The organism is Nosocomiicoccus sp. HMSC059G07 (genome assembly GCF_001815515.1).
In the GTDB taxonomy this organism is placed as follows: Bacteria; Bacillota; Bacilli; order Staphylococcales; family Salinicoccaceae; genus Nosocomiicoccus; species Nosocomiicoccus ampullae_A.
Map to the genome: position 1 here is coordinate 56,055 of NZ_KV820865.1, position 18,236 is coordinate 74,290.

At 34.2% G+C, this 18,236-nt stretch carries 21 protein-coding genes; all 21 read left to right on the plus strand.

Annotated elements, in window-relative coordinates; translation table 11 throughout:
- Window positions 1–497, plus strand: a 497-nt coding sequence (locus HMPREF3029_RS07050; protein ID WP_070710263.1) for a tetratricopeptide repeat protein, incomplete at its 5' end; no start/stop codon positions are given.
- The gene (locus tag HMPREF3029_RS07055; protein WP_246828754.1) at window positions 497–2,863 is read left to right on the plus strand and encodes an SF1B family DNA helicase RecD2; all 2,367 of its coding nucleotides are present in this window, start codon (window positions 497–499) and stop codon (window positions 2,861–2,863) included. The genes HMPREF3029_RS07050 and HMPREF3029_RS07055, both read left to right, overlap by 1 nt.
- A gap of 222 nt (window positions 2,864–3,085) precedes the next feature.
- Window positions 3,086–5,713: an alanine--tRNA ligase gene (alaS, locus tag HMPREF3029_RS07060; protein ID WP_070710264.1), complete on the plus strand. Its 2,628-nt coding sequence runs from the start codon at window positions 3,086–3,088 to the stop codon at window positions 5,711–5,713.
- A 60-nt stretch (window positions 5,714–5,773) separates the two neighbouring features.
- Window positions 5,774–6,037, plus strand: coding sequence for an IreB family regulatory phosphoprotein (locus HMPREF3029_RS07065; protein ID WP_040928416.1), 264 nt, complete (start codon window positions 5,774–5,776; stop codon window positions 6,035–6,037).
- The gene (gene ruvX, locus HMPREF3029_RS07070; protein WP_068128211.1) at window positions 6,030–6,452 is read left to right on the plus strand and encodes a Holliday junction resolvase RuvX; all 423 of its coding nucleotides are present in this window, start codon (window positions 6,030–6,032) and stop codon (window positions 6,450–6,452) included. The genes HMPREF3029_RS07065 and ruvX overlap by 8 nt, the downstream gene beginning before the upstream one ends.
- Before the next feature lie 12 nt (window positions 6,453–6,464).
- Window positions 6,465–6,773 (plus strand): DUF1292 domain-containing protein, encoded by a 309-nt coding sequence (locus tag HMPREF3029_RS07075; RefSeq protein WP_068128213.1) that lies wholly within the window; start codon window positions 6,465–6,467, stop codon window positions 6,771–6,773.
- Window positions 6,774–6,825: 52 nt separating this feature from the next.
- The gene (gene mltG, locus HMPREF3029_RS07080; protein ID WP_068128215.1) at window positions 6,826–7,950 is read left to right on the plus strand and encodes an endolytic transglycosylase MltG; all 1,125 of its coding nucleotides are present in this window, start codon (window positions 6,826–6,828) and stop codon (window positions 7,948–7,950) included.
- A gap of 93 nt (window positions 7,951–8,043) precedes the next feature.
- A complete protein-coding gene (locus HMPREF3029_RS07085) occupies window positions 8,044–8,652 on the plus strand; it encodes an O-methyltransferase (protein ID WP_068128217.1) in 609 nt (202 codons plus the stop codon).
- 12 nt (window positions 8,653–8,664) lie between these two features.
- Window positions 8,665–9,144 carry a transcription elongation factor GreA gene (gene greA, locus HMPREF3029_RS07090; RefSeq protein WP_040928411.1) on the plus strand — a complete coding sequence of 160 codons (480 nt, stop codon included), beginning with the start codon at window positions 8,665–8,667 and terminating at the stop codon, window positions 9,142–9,144.
- The gene (locus HMPREF3029_RS07095) at window positions 9,137–9,835 is read left to right on the plus strand and encodes a 5'-methylthioadenosine/adenosylhomocysteine nucleosidase (protein ID WP_083286810.1); all 699 of its coding nucleotides are present in this window, start codon (window positions 9,137–9,139) and stop codon (window positions 9,833–9,835) included. Before greA ends, HMPREF3029_RS07095 begins: the two co-directional genes overlap by 8 nt.
- 176 nt (window positions 9,836–10,011) lie before the next feature.
- Window positions 10,012–10,542, plus strand: coding sequence for a YqeG family HAD IIIA-type phosphatase (locus HMPREF3029_RS07100; protein ID WP_070622400.1), 531 nt, complete (start codon window positions 10,012–10,014; stop codon window positions 10,540–10,542).
- Complete coding sequence (gene yqeH / locus HMPREF3029_RS07105) at window positions 10,543–11,646, plus strand: ribosome biogenesis GTPase YqeH (RefSeq protein ID WP_070622402.1); 1,104 nt, start codon at window positions 10,543–10,545, stop codon at window positions 11,644–11,646. It begins immediately after the preceding gene.
- A 1-nt stretch (window position 11,647) separates the two neighbouring features.
- Entirely contained in the window at window positions 11,648–12,445 is a 798-nt protein-coding gene (gene aroE, locus HMPREF3029_RS07110) for a shikimate dehydrogenase (protein ID WP_070622403.1), read from the plus strand.
- Entirely contained in the window at window positions 12,442–12,735 is a 294-nt protein-coding gene (gene yhbY, locus HMPREF3029_RS07115; protein ID WP_068128226.1) for a ribosome assembly RNA-binding protein YhbY, read from the plus strand. The genes aroE and yhbY overlap by 4 nt, the downstream gene beginning before the upstream one ends.
- Entirely contained in the window at window positions 12,732–13,295 is a 564-nt protein-coding gene (gene nadD, locus HMPREF3029_RS07120) for a nicotinate (nicotinamide) nucleotide adenylyltransferase (RefSeq protein WP_070622404.1), read from the plus strand. Before yhbY ends, nadD begins: the two co-directional genes overlap by 4 nt.
- Window positions 13,288–13,845, plus strand: a complete 558-nt coding sequence (yqeK, locus tag HMPREF3029_RS07125; protein ID WP_070456388.1) for a bis(5'-nucleosyl)-tetraphosphatase (symmetrical) YqeK — start codon at window positions 13,288–13,290, stop codon at window positions 13,843–13,845. The genes nadD and yqeK overlap by 8 nt, the downstream gene beginning before the upstream one ends.
- Before the next feature lie 14 nt (window positions 13,846–13,859).
- A complete protein-coding gene (gene rsfS, locus HMPREF3029_RS07130; RefSeq protein WP_102167356.1) occupies window positions 13,860–14,195 on the plus strand; it encodes a ribosome silencing factor in 336 nt (111 codons plus the stop codon).
- Complete coding sequence (locus HMPREF3029_RS07135; RefSeq protein ID WP_168165517.1) at window positions 14,185–14,898, plus strand: class I SAM-dependent DNA methyltransferase; 714 nt, start codon at window positions 14,185–14,187, stop codon at window positions 14,896–14,898. The genes rsfS and HMPREF3029_RS07135 overlap by 11 nt, the downstream gene beginning before the upstream one ends.
- Window positions 14,899–14,947: 49 nt before the next feature.
- Window positions 14,948–15,538 (plus strand): helix-hairpin-helix domain-containing protein, encoded by a 591-nt coding sequence (locus HMPREF3029_RS07140; protein WP_168165518.1) that lies wholly within the window; start codon window positions 14,948–14,950, stop codon window positions 15,536–15,538.
- A gap of 10 nt (window positions 15,539–15,548) precedes the next feature.
- Complete coding sequence (locus tag HMPREF3029_RS07145) at window positions 15,549–16,013, plus strand: ComE operon protein 2 (protein ID WP_070622172.1); 465 nt, start codon at window positions 15,549–15,551, stop codon at window positions 16,011–16,013.
- 74 nt (window positions 16,014–16,087) lie between these two features.
- Entirely contained in the window at window positions 16,088–18,220 is a 2,133-nt protein-coding gene (locus HMPREF3029_RS07150; protein WP_210400784.1) for a DNA internalization-related competence protein ComEC/Rec2, read from the plus strand.
- Window positions 18,221–18,236 lie beyond the last annotated feature (16 nt).

An 18,236-nucleotide genomic window follows, 5' to 3' on the forward strand; every position in this document is an offset into this window, starting at 1 on the left:
AGGCGAACAACTTCTTACTAAAAGCAATTGAACTTGATAAAAATAATTCTGTGGCATATTTTACGCTCGGCAATATGTATTTTAATGAAGGGAAATATAGAGATGCACGTACGTTACTCTTAAGTATTTATGATACGTTTAATGAAGACAAAGACATTAACTATTTACTCGCGATGACGCATGTCCATGAAGGAAATTTAAGTATGTCTATTCCGTTTTTTGAAGCGATGTATGAAGCGGATAAAGAAGACTATGAACTCGTATTTCAATATGCGTTAACACTTTGCCAGCTCGGCTTACTCGATCAAGGTGAAATTTTACTTACGAATATTACGGACAAATACGATTATGCCGACGCAGAATATAACTTAGGACTTATTAAATGGACAAAATATGACGATAAAGATGCAGCAAAAAGACATTTTGAAAAAGCAATTCAAATCAAACCAGACCATATACTTGCACATAACGGCATAAAAAATATAAACGAGGGATAATGATGACACAATTGACGATAGAAGATGATTTATTCGTTACTGGAACTGTCGACAAAATAATATTTCATAATGATGATAATCACTTCTACGTCATGCGTGTCTTTATCGAAGAAACGAACACAGAATTAAAAGAAGAGACGATCATCACTGGGAATTTTCATCATGTCGATGAACATGAAACGTACACATTTACAGGCGAAATTGTCGAACATGCACGGTTTGGTAAACAGTTTAGTGCACGGCAAATTAAAAAGAATGTCCCGCAGACAAAAGAAGGAATCATACAATACTTATCTGGTGAAAAGTTTAAAGGTGTCGGCCAAAAAACAGCAGAAAACATCGTAAATACGCTCGGTGACAAGACGTTAGAACTCATAATAGAAAGCAAGTCGAATTTAGACCGAGTAAAGGGTCTGACAAAAGAACGAAAAGAAACAATATACCGAACAGTCGTTGAAAACGAATCGACGACTCGTGCGGATTTAATGATGATTGAGCTTGGTATTGCACCTTCAAAACGCGCTAAAATTATCGATACATATAAAGAAGATATATTAAACGTTCTACAAAATAATCCATACAAGCTCGTCGAAGATATATTCGGTATCGGATTTAAAAAAGCGGACGAAATCGCAATTAAAGCAGGTATCGAACCAAATTCAACCGAAAGAATCGATGCAGGAATTAAATACGCATTAGAGACAGAGTTAAATGAAGTCGGACATACGTACGTAGAGTTAAACGATTTAATCGATCTATCTTTAAATATATTAAATAATCGTTCGATTTATTTTTCAGCATCTGACATTCATAAACGTATTGACGAGCTCGCTGAAAAAGATGAATTAGTAATAAGAGACAATAAAGTGACGTTAAAATTGTTTTTTATTAGCGAACGTAAATCTGCTGAAAAAGTTTATGGACTTAGTCAACTAAAAGTAGAATCGTATAGTCATTCACGTATTGAAACAGTGATTTCACAAGTCGAGAAGTCGTTAGAAATTACATTTAATGATGAACAACAAAAAGCAATAAAGCATGCGATTCTTAATCCGATATCTGTCGTAACAGGTGGACCAGGGACAGGTAAAACAACAATTGTTTCAGGGATTATTGAGGTGTATAGAATTTTACATAATATAGATAAGTTTATCGACTTTGAAGGTGAAGAGTATCCAATAAAGCTTGCCGCACCAACAGGACGTGCAGCAAAACGAATGAAAGACGCAACAGGTATAGGCGCGTCGACAATTCACCGGTTAATTGGATATGGTCGTGATACTGAAGAGACAGATATATTAGACAATATTATCGATGCAGATTTAATAATCGTCGATGAGATGTCGATGGTCGATACGTGGTTGTTTTATCAGTTTATTAAAAACGTATTGCCAGAAACGCAAATCGTCTTCGTTGGAGATGATGCTCAGTTACCGTCAGTCGGTCCTGGAACAGTGTTTAAAGATTTAATAGAATCACAATCTGTGCCCGTGACAATTCTAAAAAAGATATACAGGCAAATGGAATCGTCGTCGATTATCCAACTTGCGTATCAAATTAACAATAACTTGCCAGTAAATATTTTAGAGAGACATCCAGATCGTACTTTTTTCCAAACGGACGCGAGTGGCATTATAAATATTGTTGACATCGTCGTAAAGGGTGCGGTTAAAAAGGGGTATACGATGCAAGATGTTCAAGTGCTTGCACCGATTTATAGAGGACCTGCCGGTATAAATGTGTTAAATCAAACGATTCAAAAAGTATTAAATCCTCCAAGTGAAGACAAAAAAGAAGTCGAGTTCGGAGATAAGATATATAGAGAAAACGATAAAGTCATTCAACTTGAAAATCGTCGTGAAGATAATGTGTTTAACGGTGACAGTGGAATCATTACAGAAATTACATATCGAGACGATAAAACGGGCACAAAAGAATCGATTACGGTAGACTTTTTAGGTCAAGAAATCGTATATGAACGTAAAGATTACTCAGAGTTGTCTCACGCATATTGTACGAGTATCCATAAAGCACAAGGTAGTGAATACCGAATTGTCATTATGCCAATCGTCAGACAGTATTATCATATGTTACAAAAGAATATTATTTATACTGGTATTACGCGCGCAAAAGAATCCCTCGTCTTATGCGGTGAACCAGATTCCTTTATCCATGCAATTAACCAAGAAGGTATCGAACGTCAAACGATGTTAAAAACGTATTTAAAAGAAATGTTTAAACAAACAGATATAAAAGAGACAATTGAAGAAACAGATAATCATATATTAACGATGGAATTAATCATGCAAAAAAGAATCGACCCGATGATTAACATGTCAGGTGTTTCACCGTATGATTTCAATTGACTTTAAGACGTATGATTTTTATAATTATACTGATATTAGAACTATTTTATTCGATGAAAATACAGAAACGTTGCGGTAGATGAGAGCAATGCATCGATCTTTGTGCACACAACTATATACTTAAAGTGATGAATAACATTCATAATTTGGGTGGTACCGCGGATAGAATTCGCCCCTTTTTAATAAGGGCGAATTCTATTTTTTATTTTAGGAGGAATTAAAATGAAACAAATCTCAACAAACGAACTACGTCAAATGTTTTTAGACTTTTTCGAAACAAAAGGACACAACATTGAACCAAGTAGAAGCTTAGTACCAGTTAACGACGACACGTTACTGTGGATCAACTCAGGTGTGGCAACGTTAAAGAAGTATTTTGATGGAACTGAAAAGCCAAACAATCCAAGAATTGTAAACGCGCAAAAGTCGATTCGTACGAATGATATTGAAAATGTCGGTTTTACAGCGAGACACCATACGTTCTTTGAAATGCTTGGTAACTTTTCAATCGGTGACTATTTTAAAGAGGAAGCAATTGAATTTGCTTGGGAATTTTTAACGAGTGATCAATGGTTAAACTTTGAAGTAGATAAATTATACGTGACGATTCACCCTGAAGATGATGAGTCATATCATATTTGGAAAGATAAAATTGGTATTGAAGAAAGCCGAATTATCCGTATTGAAGGAAACTTCTGGGATATCGGTGAAGGGCCATGTGGACCAAACTCTGAAATATTCTACGACCGTGGGGAATCATATGAAGGAGATACACCAAGAGAAGAAATGTATCCAGGTGGAGAAAACGAACGTTACTTAGAAATTTGGAACTTAGTATTCTCTGAATTTAACCATAATAGCGATCATTCATATACGCCACTTCCAAGTCAAAACATTGATACAGGGCTCGGGCTTGAAAGATTATCGAGCGTAATCCAAAACGTACCAACAAACTTTGATACGGACGTATTTATTCCGATTATTAATGAAATCGAGAAAGCTTCTCGTAAAACTTATCGTGATAACGATAAGGATGACGTTGCGTTTAAAGTTATTAGTGATCATATCCGTACAGTTGCATTTGCGATTGGTGACGGTGCGTTACCTGGCAACGAGGGACGTGGATACGTGCTTAGAAGACTCATTCGTCGTGCAACGCGTTACGCAAAAGAACTCGGGATTAACGAAACGTTCTTATATAAATTAGTTGACGTCGTAGACGACGTTATGAACGCGTTCTATAAAGAAATTGGTGAAAATAAAGACTTTATTAAAAAAGTAATTCAACAAGAAGAATCGAGATTTTTACAAACGCTTGACGAAGGTATTGAAATTTACCGTACAGTTAAAGAAAAAGCATTAAAAGAAGATGAAGTAATTAGTGGTAAAGATGCATTTAAACTATATGATACTTTTGGATTTCCTGTTGAAATGACAGTAGAGTACGCAGAAGAAGACGGACTTGCTGTTGATCTTGACGGTTTTAAAGAAGAGATGGAACGACAAAGAGAACGTGCACGCGCTGCGCGAAAATCTTCTGAATCGATGAACGTACAATCAGAAACGTACCAGAAATTAGATAAGGAGAGTATCTTTACGGGGTATACTCACTTAAATGAAACTGCTGAACTGCTTTACATCGTTTCAAATGATGAAGTTGTCAATCATTATGACGGAAGTAATGACGTCGACGTAATTTTTGATAAAACACCGTTTTATGCAGTGAGTGGTGGACAAGTTGCAGACATCGGTTTCATTAAAAATGAACACGGTACAATGGAAGTTAAAAATGTATATAAAGGACCAAACGGACAAAACATCCATACAGTAACTGTTACTGAAGGAGTCATAACAACAGGTGAAACATACGAGTTAACAGTGGATCGTGAAAGCCGTAACTTTATCAATAAAAACCATACAGCAACACATTTACTACACCAAGCATTAAAAGACGTCGTTGGAGAGCATGCGAATCAAGCAGGTTCACTCGTTGAAAAAGAACGTCTACGCTTTGACTTTACACATCTTGAAGGTCTTAAAAAAGAAGAAGTAAAAGAGATTGAACGTATCGTAAACGAAAAAATCTTTGATTCACTTTACGTAGACATTAACGAGATGCCAATTGAAGACGCAAAACGTAAAGGGGCAATGGCATTATTCGGTGAAAAGTATGGAGATATTGTTAGAGTTGTTGATATCGATCAGTATTCCGTTGAATTATGTGGTGGTGTCCACGTTAGAAACACATCAGAAATTGGACTCTTTAAAATCATTTCAGAAAGTGGAATTGGTGCTGGTGTAAGACGTATCGAAGCGGTCACTTCAAAATATGCGGTTGAATATTATGAAGATAAAGACAACGTACTTGAAGACGTAAATACGCACTTAAAAGTAGAATCAGGAAATACAATTTCTAAACTTGAACAATTAATTGAAGATAAGAAGCAACTAGAGAAAGAAGTAAAGTCATTAAAATCAGAACTTCAAAAAGATGCATTATCTGATTTAACAGATGCAACGTTCGACATTAACGGATTTAATTTAATCGCGACAGAAGTTTCAGTAGATAGTGTGAAAGAACTACGTGAGACGATGGATGTCATTAAATCTAAAAACCAAGAAAGCATTATCGCACTCATTTCAAATGTTGACGGTAAAGTATCGATGATCGTTACGGTGCCTAAAGATAAAACATCAGTCGTAAAAGCTGGAGATATTATGAAACAAATGGCTGAAGCCGTTGACGGTAGAGGTGGCGGTCGCCCGGACATGGCACAAGGTGGCGGAACGAACACTGAAAATATGTCAGAAGCTTTACAAATCGTTAAAGATTATCTAAATGGTTTTTAATAATATAATAATTTGTTATACTAACACTATCTAACTTAAGTAGTCGAGGAGTGTTACTGCATGGATAATTTAAATAAGACAATGAAGTTTAACATTGAAGAAGCACAAAATGAGAATATCAAGAACGTCCTTTCGAATGTATATAAAACACTTGAAGAACGCGGCTACAATCCTGTAAACCAAATTGTAGGATATCTACAAAGTGGTGACCCGGCATTTATTCCGCGCCATAACGAAGCGAGAAACCAAATTCGTCATATTGAACGTGACGAGATTATGGAAGTGCTCGTGAAAAGTTATATTACACGTGAACTCAATGAGTAAAACACTTGGGTTAGATGTAGGTACTAAAACGATTGGTGTTGCAGTGAGTGATAGTTTAGGCTGGACAGCACAAGGGTTAACAACTTTAAAGGTCGATACGGCACAAAATGATTTTGGTCTAAATGATCTAGCAAAAATTATTAAAGATGAAAATATTACGACGATTGTCGTCGGTTTACCGAAGCACATGAATAACTCAGTCGGTGAAAGTGGCGAACGTTCGATTCATTTTTCTGAACTTTTAAAAGAAAAGTTTCCGACAATTCAAGTTGAATTGTGGGATGAACGACTCAGTACGATGGCCGCAGAACGCACGCTTCTTGAAGCGGATTTATCGAGGAAAAAACGTAGTAAAGTGATCGATAAAATGGCTGCAGTATTTATATTACAAGGGTACTTAGACCGATTTAATTAAAGGAGAATATTAATGTCAAATGAATTTGAATTAAACACAGATGATGAGTTAATGACGCTTGTCGATGAAGAAGGTAATGAAACACTTTACAGAAAATTAATGGAGTTTCATCATCCAGGATTTGACAAAACATACGTAATTGTTGCAGAAGAAAGCAACTATAACTCTGAAGATGATGATGAGCAAATCGAATTAATTCCTATGATTGCTGAACCTTTAGACGATGGTGAAAATTACCGCTTTGCACCAGTTGAATCTGATGAAGAGTGGGACATGATTGAAGAAATCGTAAACACAAACTTTGACGATATTGAAGAATAATTATAATTGCTTCCGTGAATTCGGGAGCAATTTTTAAAAATAAGGAGAAATTATGACAAACAATGATGATTTAAGATTTTCAAAAAACGTATCATCTTATGTTTCGGTAATCATCGTCCTTGCGATTATTGCAATGCTCGTTTTAGGAGCATTGTTTGGCGTGTTTTACATTAAGCAAGGTATGAAGCCGTTAGACAAAGATTCAACCGAGGTCGTACGAGTTGAAGTTCCAGCAGGTTCTTCATCGACTGATATTAGTAATATGTTAGAAGAGAAAGGGATTATTAAAAACAGTAAGTTTTTTAAACTTTACTTAAGACTTAATAGCATTTCAAACTATCAAGCGGGAGAATTTGAACTTTCGCCTTCTATGGATTATGAAACAATTGCAAAAACATTAGAAACTGGTGTGTTGTACGAAGAGGTGCATTATAAATTAACAGTGCCTGAAGGGTATACTGTCGATGAAATTGGAGATCTCGTACAAGAAGTACTTCCAGTTGAAAAAGATGAGTTTATAAACTTAGTTCAAGACAAAGAATATTTAAAAGAGTTGCAAAAAGATTATAAAGACATGTTAACGGATGAAATATTTGATGAAGATATTAAATATCCGCTCGAAGGGTACTTATATCCAGCGACTTACGATATCACTGAAGAGCAGCCGGATTTAGATAAGTTAGTGCGTCAAATGTTAAACGCCACGCGAAGTAATACGTTTAACTTATATAAATCTGTCACATACACTGTGAACTATGAAGGAGAAAATGAAGAGTTATCATTCCATGAATTCTTAACATTCTCTTCACTTGTAGAAAAAGAAGCGACGAGTTTAGCTGATCGCGCTAAAATTACGAGTGTGTTTTTAAACAGAATGGCTGAAAATCCATCGATGCCTCTTCAAACGGACCCGACTGTTTTATACGCAAAAGGCATTCATAAAGAAGTCGTCTTATACGAAGACTTAGAAGTCGATGACCCGTTTAACACATATATTCATAAAGGATTAACACCAGGGCCAATCGGTGCACCTGGAACTGAGTCCGTTCAAAGTGTATTAAATCCAGCGAATACGAATTACTACTACTTCTTAGCTGATAAGGATGGAGTTAACCATTTCGCTGAAACATATGAAGAACACCAAGAGAATCGTGAAAAGTATATAGAAGGTGACTGATTTCGCTTTCTCTTTTTAAAACTTTATGTTAATATCTAACTAATATCTACAACTGGCATTGATTTGCCGGTTGTATATTTTTGTGGTGAAAACATGACTATAGAAGAATATTTAAAACAATTGAACACAAAAACTGAGTCGTTTCAAGACGTTTATGAGTACGCTGTAAATAATCGTGTACCAATTATCGATAGCGATGCACTGACTGTATTAAAACAACTCATTCAATTAACACGTCGTAAAAAAATATTAGAGATCGGAACAGCAATCGGATATAGTGGACTCCATATGCTCAGTGTCAACAAAGATATTACATTAACGACGATTGAGAAAGATGAAGCTTCATATGACATTTCAAAAGAAAACTTTTTAAAACACGGTGTAAGTGAAAGAGTGAATGGTATACTCGGTGATGCAAAAGAAGTCGAATTAGAAGATACATTTGATTTGCTTTTTATCGATGCATCGAAAGGTAACAATAAGCTCTTCTTTGAAAAGTACAGTCCACTACTTACGGATGATGGTATTATCGTTGTCGATAATATATTATTACGTGGTCAAATTGTAGAAGAGAATCTACATAGTAAAAACAAAATTAAACTACGTGATAAAGTACGTCAATTTAACGAATACATTTATGAAAACTATCCGTCAGCGTCATTTTTAAATGTCGGCGATGGACTATTAATTATAAGTAAATAACGGAGTGAAAACATGGATTTAAATAATAAAGAATACCCAATGACACAAGAAGGATTTGACAAACTTCAAGAAGAACTCGATCATTTAAAAACAGTAAAACGACCTGAAGTCGTTGAAAAGATTAAAGTTGCACGTAGTTTTGGAGACCTTTCTGAGAACTCTGAGTACGATGCAGCAAAAGATGAACAAGGTTTCGTAGAGCAAGAAATCTCTAAAATTGAAGAGATGATTCGTTACGCTAAAATTATCGAAGAAAACGTCGATAATACAGAAGTTCAAATTGGTAAAACAGTAACATTTAAAGAGTTACCAAATGGACCTGAAGAATCTTATAAAATCGTCGGTTCTGCAGAGGCAGATCCATTTGAAGGTAAAATTTCAAATGAGTCTCCGATTGCGGGCGCATTAATCGGCTCAAAATTAAACGATGAAGTAAACGTACCACTTCCAAACGGTAACGAAATGAAAGTGAAAATCGTTAAAATTGACTAATACAATTGGTATTATTGGAGCAATGCAACCGGAAGTAGAGATATTAAAAAATGACATGGACATTACACGTACTGTTAATATTGCTCACGTTGAGTTTTATGAAGGTACGTTACAAGATAAAAATATCGTTCTCGTTGAAAGTGGGATCGGTAAAGTAAATGCATCGATTATTACAGCGTTATTAATACAAACTTTTAACGTAGATGTGATCATTAATACTGGTGTTGCTGGTAGTTTAGCTGAAGAACTCGATATTTTAGATATGGTCATAAGCAGTCATACTGCGCACCACGATGTTGAAGCGACAACATTTGGTTATGAAATAGGGCAAGTACCATCAATGCCACTCAACTTTGAAGCAGATACGCGCTTTATAGAAGCTACGAAACTTGCACTTAATGAATACAATGAAATTAACTATACAGTCGGTGAAGTCGTTAGTGGCGATCAATTTATCGACACAGATGATAAAAAACAAAAGATTTTAAATGCGTTCAGTAATGCAAAAGCAGTCGATATGGAATCTGCTGCGATTGCACAAACGTGTTATCAATTTAAAACACCGTATTTAATATTACGTTCGATGAGTGACAAAGCAGATGGTTCAGCGGATATGAACTATGATGAGTTTCTTAGAAAAGCTTGTATTCACTCATCTAACACGGTAAAATTAGTATTAGAGAAACTGTGATTCGGAGGGGTAAAGTAATGCTATTTCTTATGGTTTTTGCCTTAATTGTAACTACAATTGTTGGTTTCTTTATTTATAAAGAAACTGAAGTTGAACACACACAAGGAATTGAAGAGTAATTGAGACGGCGCCTTTTTTGGGCGCTTTTTATTTTTAAAAATTAAGAGGTTAATGATATGAAAACTGTGTTAAAAGATTATTTTTTGCCAAGTGATTACGTCAATCGTTTTACTGACATTACATCTGATTATTTAAAATCACATGACAAAACTGCAGTGATGATTGACTTAGACAATACACTCGTCGCTTTTGATGATCCAGATATTAACGATGAAGTCATCGAATGGATAGAAACGTTACAAGAAGATGGTATTCAAGTTCTTATTCTATCTAACGGAAGAAAAAAAAGGGTCGAACGCTTTTGTAAAGACTCAGATTTGAAGTACATTCATACAGCGAGAAAACCAGCAATGCGAGGCTTCCATAAAGGAATTACAGAGCTCGGTGTGAAGAAGAAAGCAGTTGTAATGATTGGAGACCAAGTGATGACAGACGTACTCGGTGCCAATAGAACTGGAATCGATAGTATTTTAGTGTTACCTGTAAAAGAGAAAGACGCTTTTGTTACGAAGTTTAACCGCCGTATGGAACGACGTATTATGAAATGGATAGCTGATGAGGACTTACTAAATTGGAGGAACTATTAAATGACTGAATATAAATGTATCGGCTGCGGCGCAGTACTACAGTCTGAAGATGAAAATGAAAGCGGGTTTGTACCAAAAAGTCGTATTCACGAAGAAGACGTCATTTGTAGACGTTGCTTTCGTTTAAAAAATTATAATGAGACACCTGACGTTAATATTGAATCTGGGGAATTTATGACGATGTTAAACTCGATTTATGAAAAAGACGGAGTTATCGTTAAAGTGATCGACGTGTTTGACTTTGAAGGTAGTATTATTCCATCGTTTAACCGTATCGTTGGAAATAAGAAAATTATCGTTGCGGTAAATAAAATTGATCTTCTTCCTAAATCTACTAATGTGAGTCGTTTATTGAATCGCCTTAAAAAGATGCTTGCAGATGAAGGAATTATTGCCAATGAAACAGTCGTTGTTTCAGGTGCAAAAGGTTTTGGATTAGATGATTTGATCGAACAAATCAATCAATATAGCGTAGGTAAAGATGTATATGTAGTTGGTACGACAAACGTTGGTAAATCTACGTTAATTAATAAATTAATAGAAGCAACAACAGGTGAAAAAGAAGTGATTACGACGTCTAATATCCCTGGAACGACACTTGGTATGATCGATATACCTCTTGGAAATAATCAGTTTATGTATGATACTCCTGGAGTTATTGCAAAAAGTGCGATGAGTACGGTGTTATCTCTAGACGACGTAAAACATATTATGCCTAAAAAAGAAATTAAGCCACTCACATATCAATTAGACGAAGGACAAACTTTATTTGTTTCAAACTTGGCACAAATTGATTTTGTAACAGGTAATCGCTCTAGTTTTACAATATATCGTAGTGATAAGCTTGTCGTTCATCGTACGAAACTAGATAATGCGAAAGAATTTTATCGTAAGCATTACAATGGATTACTTGCACCACCAGAATTAGAGTCTCCTATTTTACTTGATAATAGTGAGACATATACATTTAAAACAGACGTTCGTAGTGATATTTTAATTAGTGGATTATGTTTTATAACAGTGGATAAAGATATCACAGTAAACGTTACAGTACCTAAAGGTGTAAAAGTGATTGCACGCCATACGGTATTTAAGGATAAGTAAAATGAGCTATGCAGTCATTGGTTATCCAATACATCATACGTATTCACCACTGATTCATAATACTAATTTTAAAAAGAACGATGATCCATTAAACTACGGTAAATTAGAAATTACACCTGAGCAACTAAAAAATATTGATGCAATTATGAAAAAAGAAAATCTTTTAGGCATAAACGTGACGGTACCTCATAAAGAAGAAATTATCCAATATCTAGATGAGATAGATGGTCATGCGAAGGAAATTTACGCAGTAAATACAGTTAAACGAATAGATCATAAATTATACGGGTATAATACAGATGTATCTGGATATAAACAAACGATTATTGACAACGATATTAAACACGATAACGTTTTAATACTAGGTGCGGGTGGTGCGTCAAAAGCAGTGTGTCTTGCACACCTTGAGCTCGGTTCTAAAGTGACAATTGTTACGCGCCGTAAAGAAAGTTTTCAAAGTTTTAGAACTCATGATTTTACAGCGTTAACAATTGATGAGTTTGAAGGTGGGGCGTTTGATATTGTTATAAATGCAACACCACTCGGTTTAAAGAGTGAAGATGCTTTTCAAACGTTTAAACTAAATCAACTGACCAATATAGAAAGTACAGTAGGTTATGATTTAATCTATAATCCTGCAGTCACTCCTTTTATGTCATATTTTAAAACGTCATTTAATGGGCTTGATATGCTCGTAAATCAAGCGATGATGTCATATGAAATATGGACAGGAAAAGTAGGAGATAGAGAAGAAGTAAAGTCAGTATTGCGAACGTATTTAAAGGAGAATAATGGATGACATTAACTGGTAAACAAAAAAGATATTTAAGAAAACTTGCACATGATTTAAAACCGGTCTTTCAAGTCGGTAAATTAGGTGTAACTGATGAATTCAATGATCAAATTTCCGATTACTTTAATAGTCATGAACTATTAAAAATTTCTATACTTCAAAACTGTCCGTACGACAAAAAAGAGATCGCTGAGAAATTAGCGTCTGGTACAGACAGTCATTTAGTTCAAATTATCGGAAGTATTATCGTTTTGTATAAAGAAAACAAAGAAGAGAAGACGATTCAATTACCATGAGAAAAATCGGAGTGTTTGGTGGGACACTAGACCCGATTCATATCGGGCATACTCATTTAATCGTTGAAGCAAAACGTCATTTTGATTTAGATGAAGTAATTATCGTCCCAGCATTTCAATCACCACATAAAGCGGACCGTCCGATTCATGAATCGGACCGCTTAAAAATGATTGAACGTGCGACTAAAGATTTAGACTTTATTTCTATTGACATGTTCGAACTTGAACATAAAGGTAAAAGCTATACGTATGATACGATGTGTTATTTAAAAGAAAAGTTCCCGAATGATACACTCTATTTTATTATGGGAGAAGATCAGTTTCACGCATTTGATAGATGGTATAAGCACGAAGAACTACTTGAAATTGCGCAGTTTATTGTATTAAAACGTACGATGGAAGAGACAAATATTACTGCACCATTTCTAACAGCAACAGTACCTATAATTGAAGTGAGTTCTAGCGAAATACGTAAACGTATCGGAAATGACGATTATTATAGTCATCTCGTTCATAAGAACGTATTTGATTATATTAAGGAGCACGAGCTATATGAATGAGCTTGAAGCAAAACAACTCGTACAAGAAAAGTTGCCTGAAAAGCGATTCGCACATTCCTTGCGTGTTGCTGAAACGGCCGTTTTAATGGCACGATTGTTTAAAGCAGATGAAAAGAAATGTCATCTTGCTGGTCTTTTACATGATTACTGTAAGTATGACGACTTAAATGATATGCATGAAATCGTTAAAGAGAATAGTTTAGATGACGAACTACAACTATACACGAGTGCGATTTTACATGGACCTATCGCAGCATTTTTAATGGAAAAAGAGTTTAATATTCACGATGAAGAAATTCTTCTCGCTATTAAAAATCATACGTCTGGTCGTGCAGACATGAATTTAGTTGAAAAAATTATTTTTGTCGCAGATTATATTGAACCCGCTCGAACAACACCTGGTGTTGAAGACATTAGAGATATCGTATATAACGATCACGATTTAGAACGTGCGGTATTTGAAATTACGAGAAGAAATATCTGTTATTTAGCAGAACAAGGTGTAAAAATATATAGTGAAACGTTTAAGTGTTATAACTATTATAATTAAAAAGGATGGATACTTTGGAAAGTAAAACATTATTAGATTTAGCAATTGATGCAGTCGATGGTAAACGTGCGGAAGATATTCGAGTATTTGATGTTAGAGAATCGAGTACAATTGCGGATTACGTATTCATTTGTCACGGATCATCAGACCGTCAAGTAAAAGCAATTGCAGGTGCTTTAGAAGCACTTGCAGAAGATAACGACCTCCAAGTTTCGGTTGAAGGATCGCGAGAAGGTAAATGGATTCTAGTCGATTTAGGAGATGTTATCGCACATATCTTTACAAAAGTAGAGCGTGAGTACTATAATTTAGAGCGTCTATATTATGATGGTGAAGCGGTTGAGCTCTAAGTATGAGGCGTTTAGCTATTTATACGAAGCTATGAATTATGACATCCCATACAGTTTATGGATTGATATTATAGAACCATTTAACAAAAACACGTCAATTCTAGATGTTGGATGTGGTACAGGTGAAATTTTAAAACAGTTAACTGCATCTAAAAAGATAGGGATCGATAATTCTGAAACGATGATTGAAATCGCCACGAGAAATGATGACTCTAGTCAATATTTTGTTAATGATATGAAAAATTTTAAGCTAAATGAATCATTTGATTTGGTAATCGCGACAGTCGACGTCTTAAATTATGTCGAAGACTTAGATTCATTTAAACGCGTTCTTCTAAATGTATACGAACATTTAAATGACGACGGAGTCTTTATTTTTGATATTCATAGTGAGAGTAAAGTAAATGCGATGATTGAAGGCGAAATGTTTACGGATGAAAGTGATGATTTCGTCTATATTTGGAATACAGTAAAAGATGATGATTTGTCTCTTCATCATGAGCTAACGTTTTTTATTAAAAATGAAGATGATTTATATGAAAGATATTTTGAATCTCATTATCAACGAACATTTACTCATGATACTGTGTTAAATGTATTACAGGCACTGAATTTTAAATTAGTAAAAGCGTTTAGTGATTTCGATTCTGATGGAACTATTCGAGACTATTCAGAACGCACTTTTTACATCGTAAAAAAATAAAAAAAGATAATTCAGCTTTTGACAGCATATGTATATAAAGAGGTGTCTTATGACTGAATTATTTTTTAAATATAAAACGATTATTTCTACTGCTGCACTAGGTATTATAGCAGTCGTCATGTTTATTTTATTTTTTAAAACGACAGATGATTTTGAATATACAACACCTGTAGAAGTAGATAATAGTGTACATGCACAAGTCGAAGAAGAAGTAGATACTATGAGTCTAAACTCAATATTTGTTGAAATAAAAGGTGCTGTTAAGCATCCAAATGTATATGAAATGCCAAAGGACGCGAGAGTTAAAGACATTATATTAATCGGTGAACCACTTGACTCTGCAGACTTAAACCAAATTAATCAATCAGAAAAGTTAAGAGATGAAATGAGCATTTATGTACCAGCAAAAGGTGAAATAATCGAAATAGAGCGTGAAACTTCAAGTAGCCATATCGTCAACATAAATAAAGCGAGTAAAGACGAACTGATGACGTTAAATGGAATCGGTGCAAAGAAAGCTGAAACGATTATTAATTATCGTGAAGAGAATGGTTTGTTTGAAAAGAAAGAAGATTTAATGAACATACCTGGTATTGGGCAAAAAACGTTTGAAAACTTAGAAAATGATATAGAAATTTAGGGGTGAAACTGTGGAGCGTATCAATTGGCACGAATATTTTATGGCTCAGGCGATGTTACTCGCACTACGTTCAACGTGTGAACGCTTAAGCGTAGGGGCTACAATTGTTAAAGATAACCGTATTATTGCTGGTGGGTATAACGGTTCAGTAAGTGGAGAAGATCACTGTATAGACGTCGGTTGTTATTTAGAAGATGGTCACTGCATTCGTACGATTCACGCAGAAGTTAACGCGTTACTTCAATGTTCTAAAAACGGAGTATCGACAGAGAATGCGTCGATATACGTAACACACTTCCCATGTATACATTGTACAAAAGCATTAATTCAAGCAGGTATTAAAAACATTTATTATAGAGAGTCGTATAAAAACCATCCGTATGCAATTGAATTACTCGATAAGACAGGTGTTAAATATGCACAGATCGATTTAGATGTCGATAAAATATATGAATACTTAAAAGTGAAATTATGATTTTATTTTTAATTTTTTTAGCCTTAGTCAGTGGAGCGTTAATCGTGAAAATTCCACTGCTAGGGTTATTTTTTATGGTCATTATTACATATATCGTCTTTATACAGAGAATTAGTTATATCGTATATACGTTAATTTTAATTTCTGTAATTATTTCTAGTACATATTTCTATTCTAATAGAGATACCTTTAAAGAGGAGACTATTGATTACTTCACAATATCAGACTACAAATATAATAACGATACGATTTCTTATATTGGTGAATATGAAAATTATCGTTTTTATGTTTATATGGAGAATGAAGCACTTCTTCCAATCGGTACAATGTGTAATGGCGATTTTGAAGTCGTGAAACCAAATATTGAAAGAAATTTTATTAAACGTAATCAAGCGTTATCGATGAAAATTTCTAACGTAGTTGGAAGTATTTATGTGAAAGACGATCGTTCAAACTGTTCAGAAACGAAGAAAACAGTAAAGATGAAAATCAATAATTTAAAATATAAGTATACCGAAAAAGTTTTAAAGATTAGTAATTATCCGTACACCGGGGATATATTAATGCTGTCAATCGGTAATAAGATGATGCTAGATTCACAATTCTTTTCAGCACTTCAAAAACTCGGTATTTACCATTTATACGTGATTTCAGGTACACACGTTGCGTATATTACGATGGTACTGATATTTTTATTTACACGATTTAGACTACCGATTGAATATGTTAAAGCACTCGTAGTCATATGTTTACTTATATTTTTAATGATTAATATATTTTCTCCAAGTGTACTTCGAGCTGTACTTATGGCAGTGTTACTCATTATTACGAGTTATTTTAATAAAAAACCGTATTTAGCGATCATCAGTTTAACTGCAATTATTCAATTTGTAATTCATCCTTATATAATTTTTCATGCAGGTTTTCAGTTGTCATATGTTACGACGTTCACAATTATTCTTAGCCGTCATTTCTTTAATGATAGACAACCTTTCATACAAATGATAATTGTTACTGTAATATGTGAAGTGTGTACAATTGTTTTAATACTATTTCACTTTAACGAAGTGTCGATCAGTGGAATTGTAATGAACTTAATATTCGGTCCAATATTCAGTTTTGTCATTTTCCCTTCTGTTTTTATTTTTAACATGAGTCTATTTACGTATCTTCCGGAATGTTTTGATTATCTTCTACACTTAATCTTTTCAACGAATACATCACTCATACTTTATTTAGGGAATGTAATTGAACACCGTTTGCCGATAAAAAACATATCGTCGATATTTATCGTCATATTAGCGATTATTAGCTATTTTCATATAAGAACTGTACTGACAAAAAGTCTCAAAAAAATAATTCGAATGACGTTAATATTTATTGTATTTTTATTATTATCGTCGTTTAACTTTAAAGACGATATAAAATTTGTAATGGTCGATGTCGGACAAGGAGATGCGTTTTTAATCATCGATGAAAAGTACAATCAAACAATTCTCGTAGATACTGGTGGCAAATTTTATAGAAATGATTATGAAATTCGACTTGCAGAAAAAACGATTTTACCGTATTTAAAAGAAAATGGTATAAGAAAAATAGACTTACTCGTCATTAGTCATATGGACAACGACCATATGGGTGAAGCGACTTATATTAGTAGTAAACTGCCGATTAAGAACGTATATATAAACCCGCGAGATGAAAAGCTTACTGAAGGATATTTAAAACAATTTAGTGAATCAAATATCCTTTACTCTACAGAAGTAAGTGAGTTAAAGTTTAAGCGTATAACTTTAAAAAATGTCAATACAATCATTCATACAAATAATTCAAATGACCAGTCGATTGTGCTAGATGTAAATCTATTTGACTATCATATACTAATGCTCGGAGATTTAAGTGTAGAGTATGAAGAAGAAATATTAAAAAATGTGAACAAAATAGATATCGTAAAAATTGGCCACCACGGTTCGAATACGAGTACCGGCGTGGATCTTGTAGAAAGAGAATTTAATTTAGCACTTATATCGAGTGGGGTAAATAATTCATATGGACATCCGCATAAAGAGGTAACGGATTTACTCACCAAGTACAATAAGGAAATTGTAAGTACTAAAGAATCCGGGATGGTCGAGATTACTTTTAAAAAGAATGGTTATTGTACAAAACATAAATTACGAAAGATAGAGAACCGTTGTTATAAATAAAAAAAGAGCTAATAAA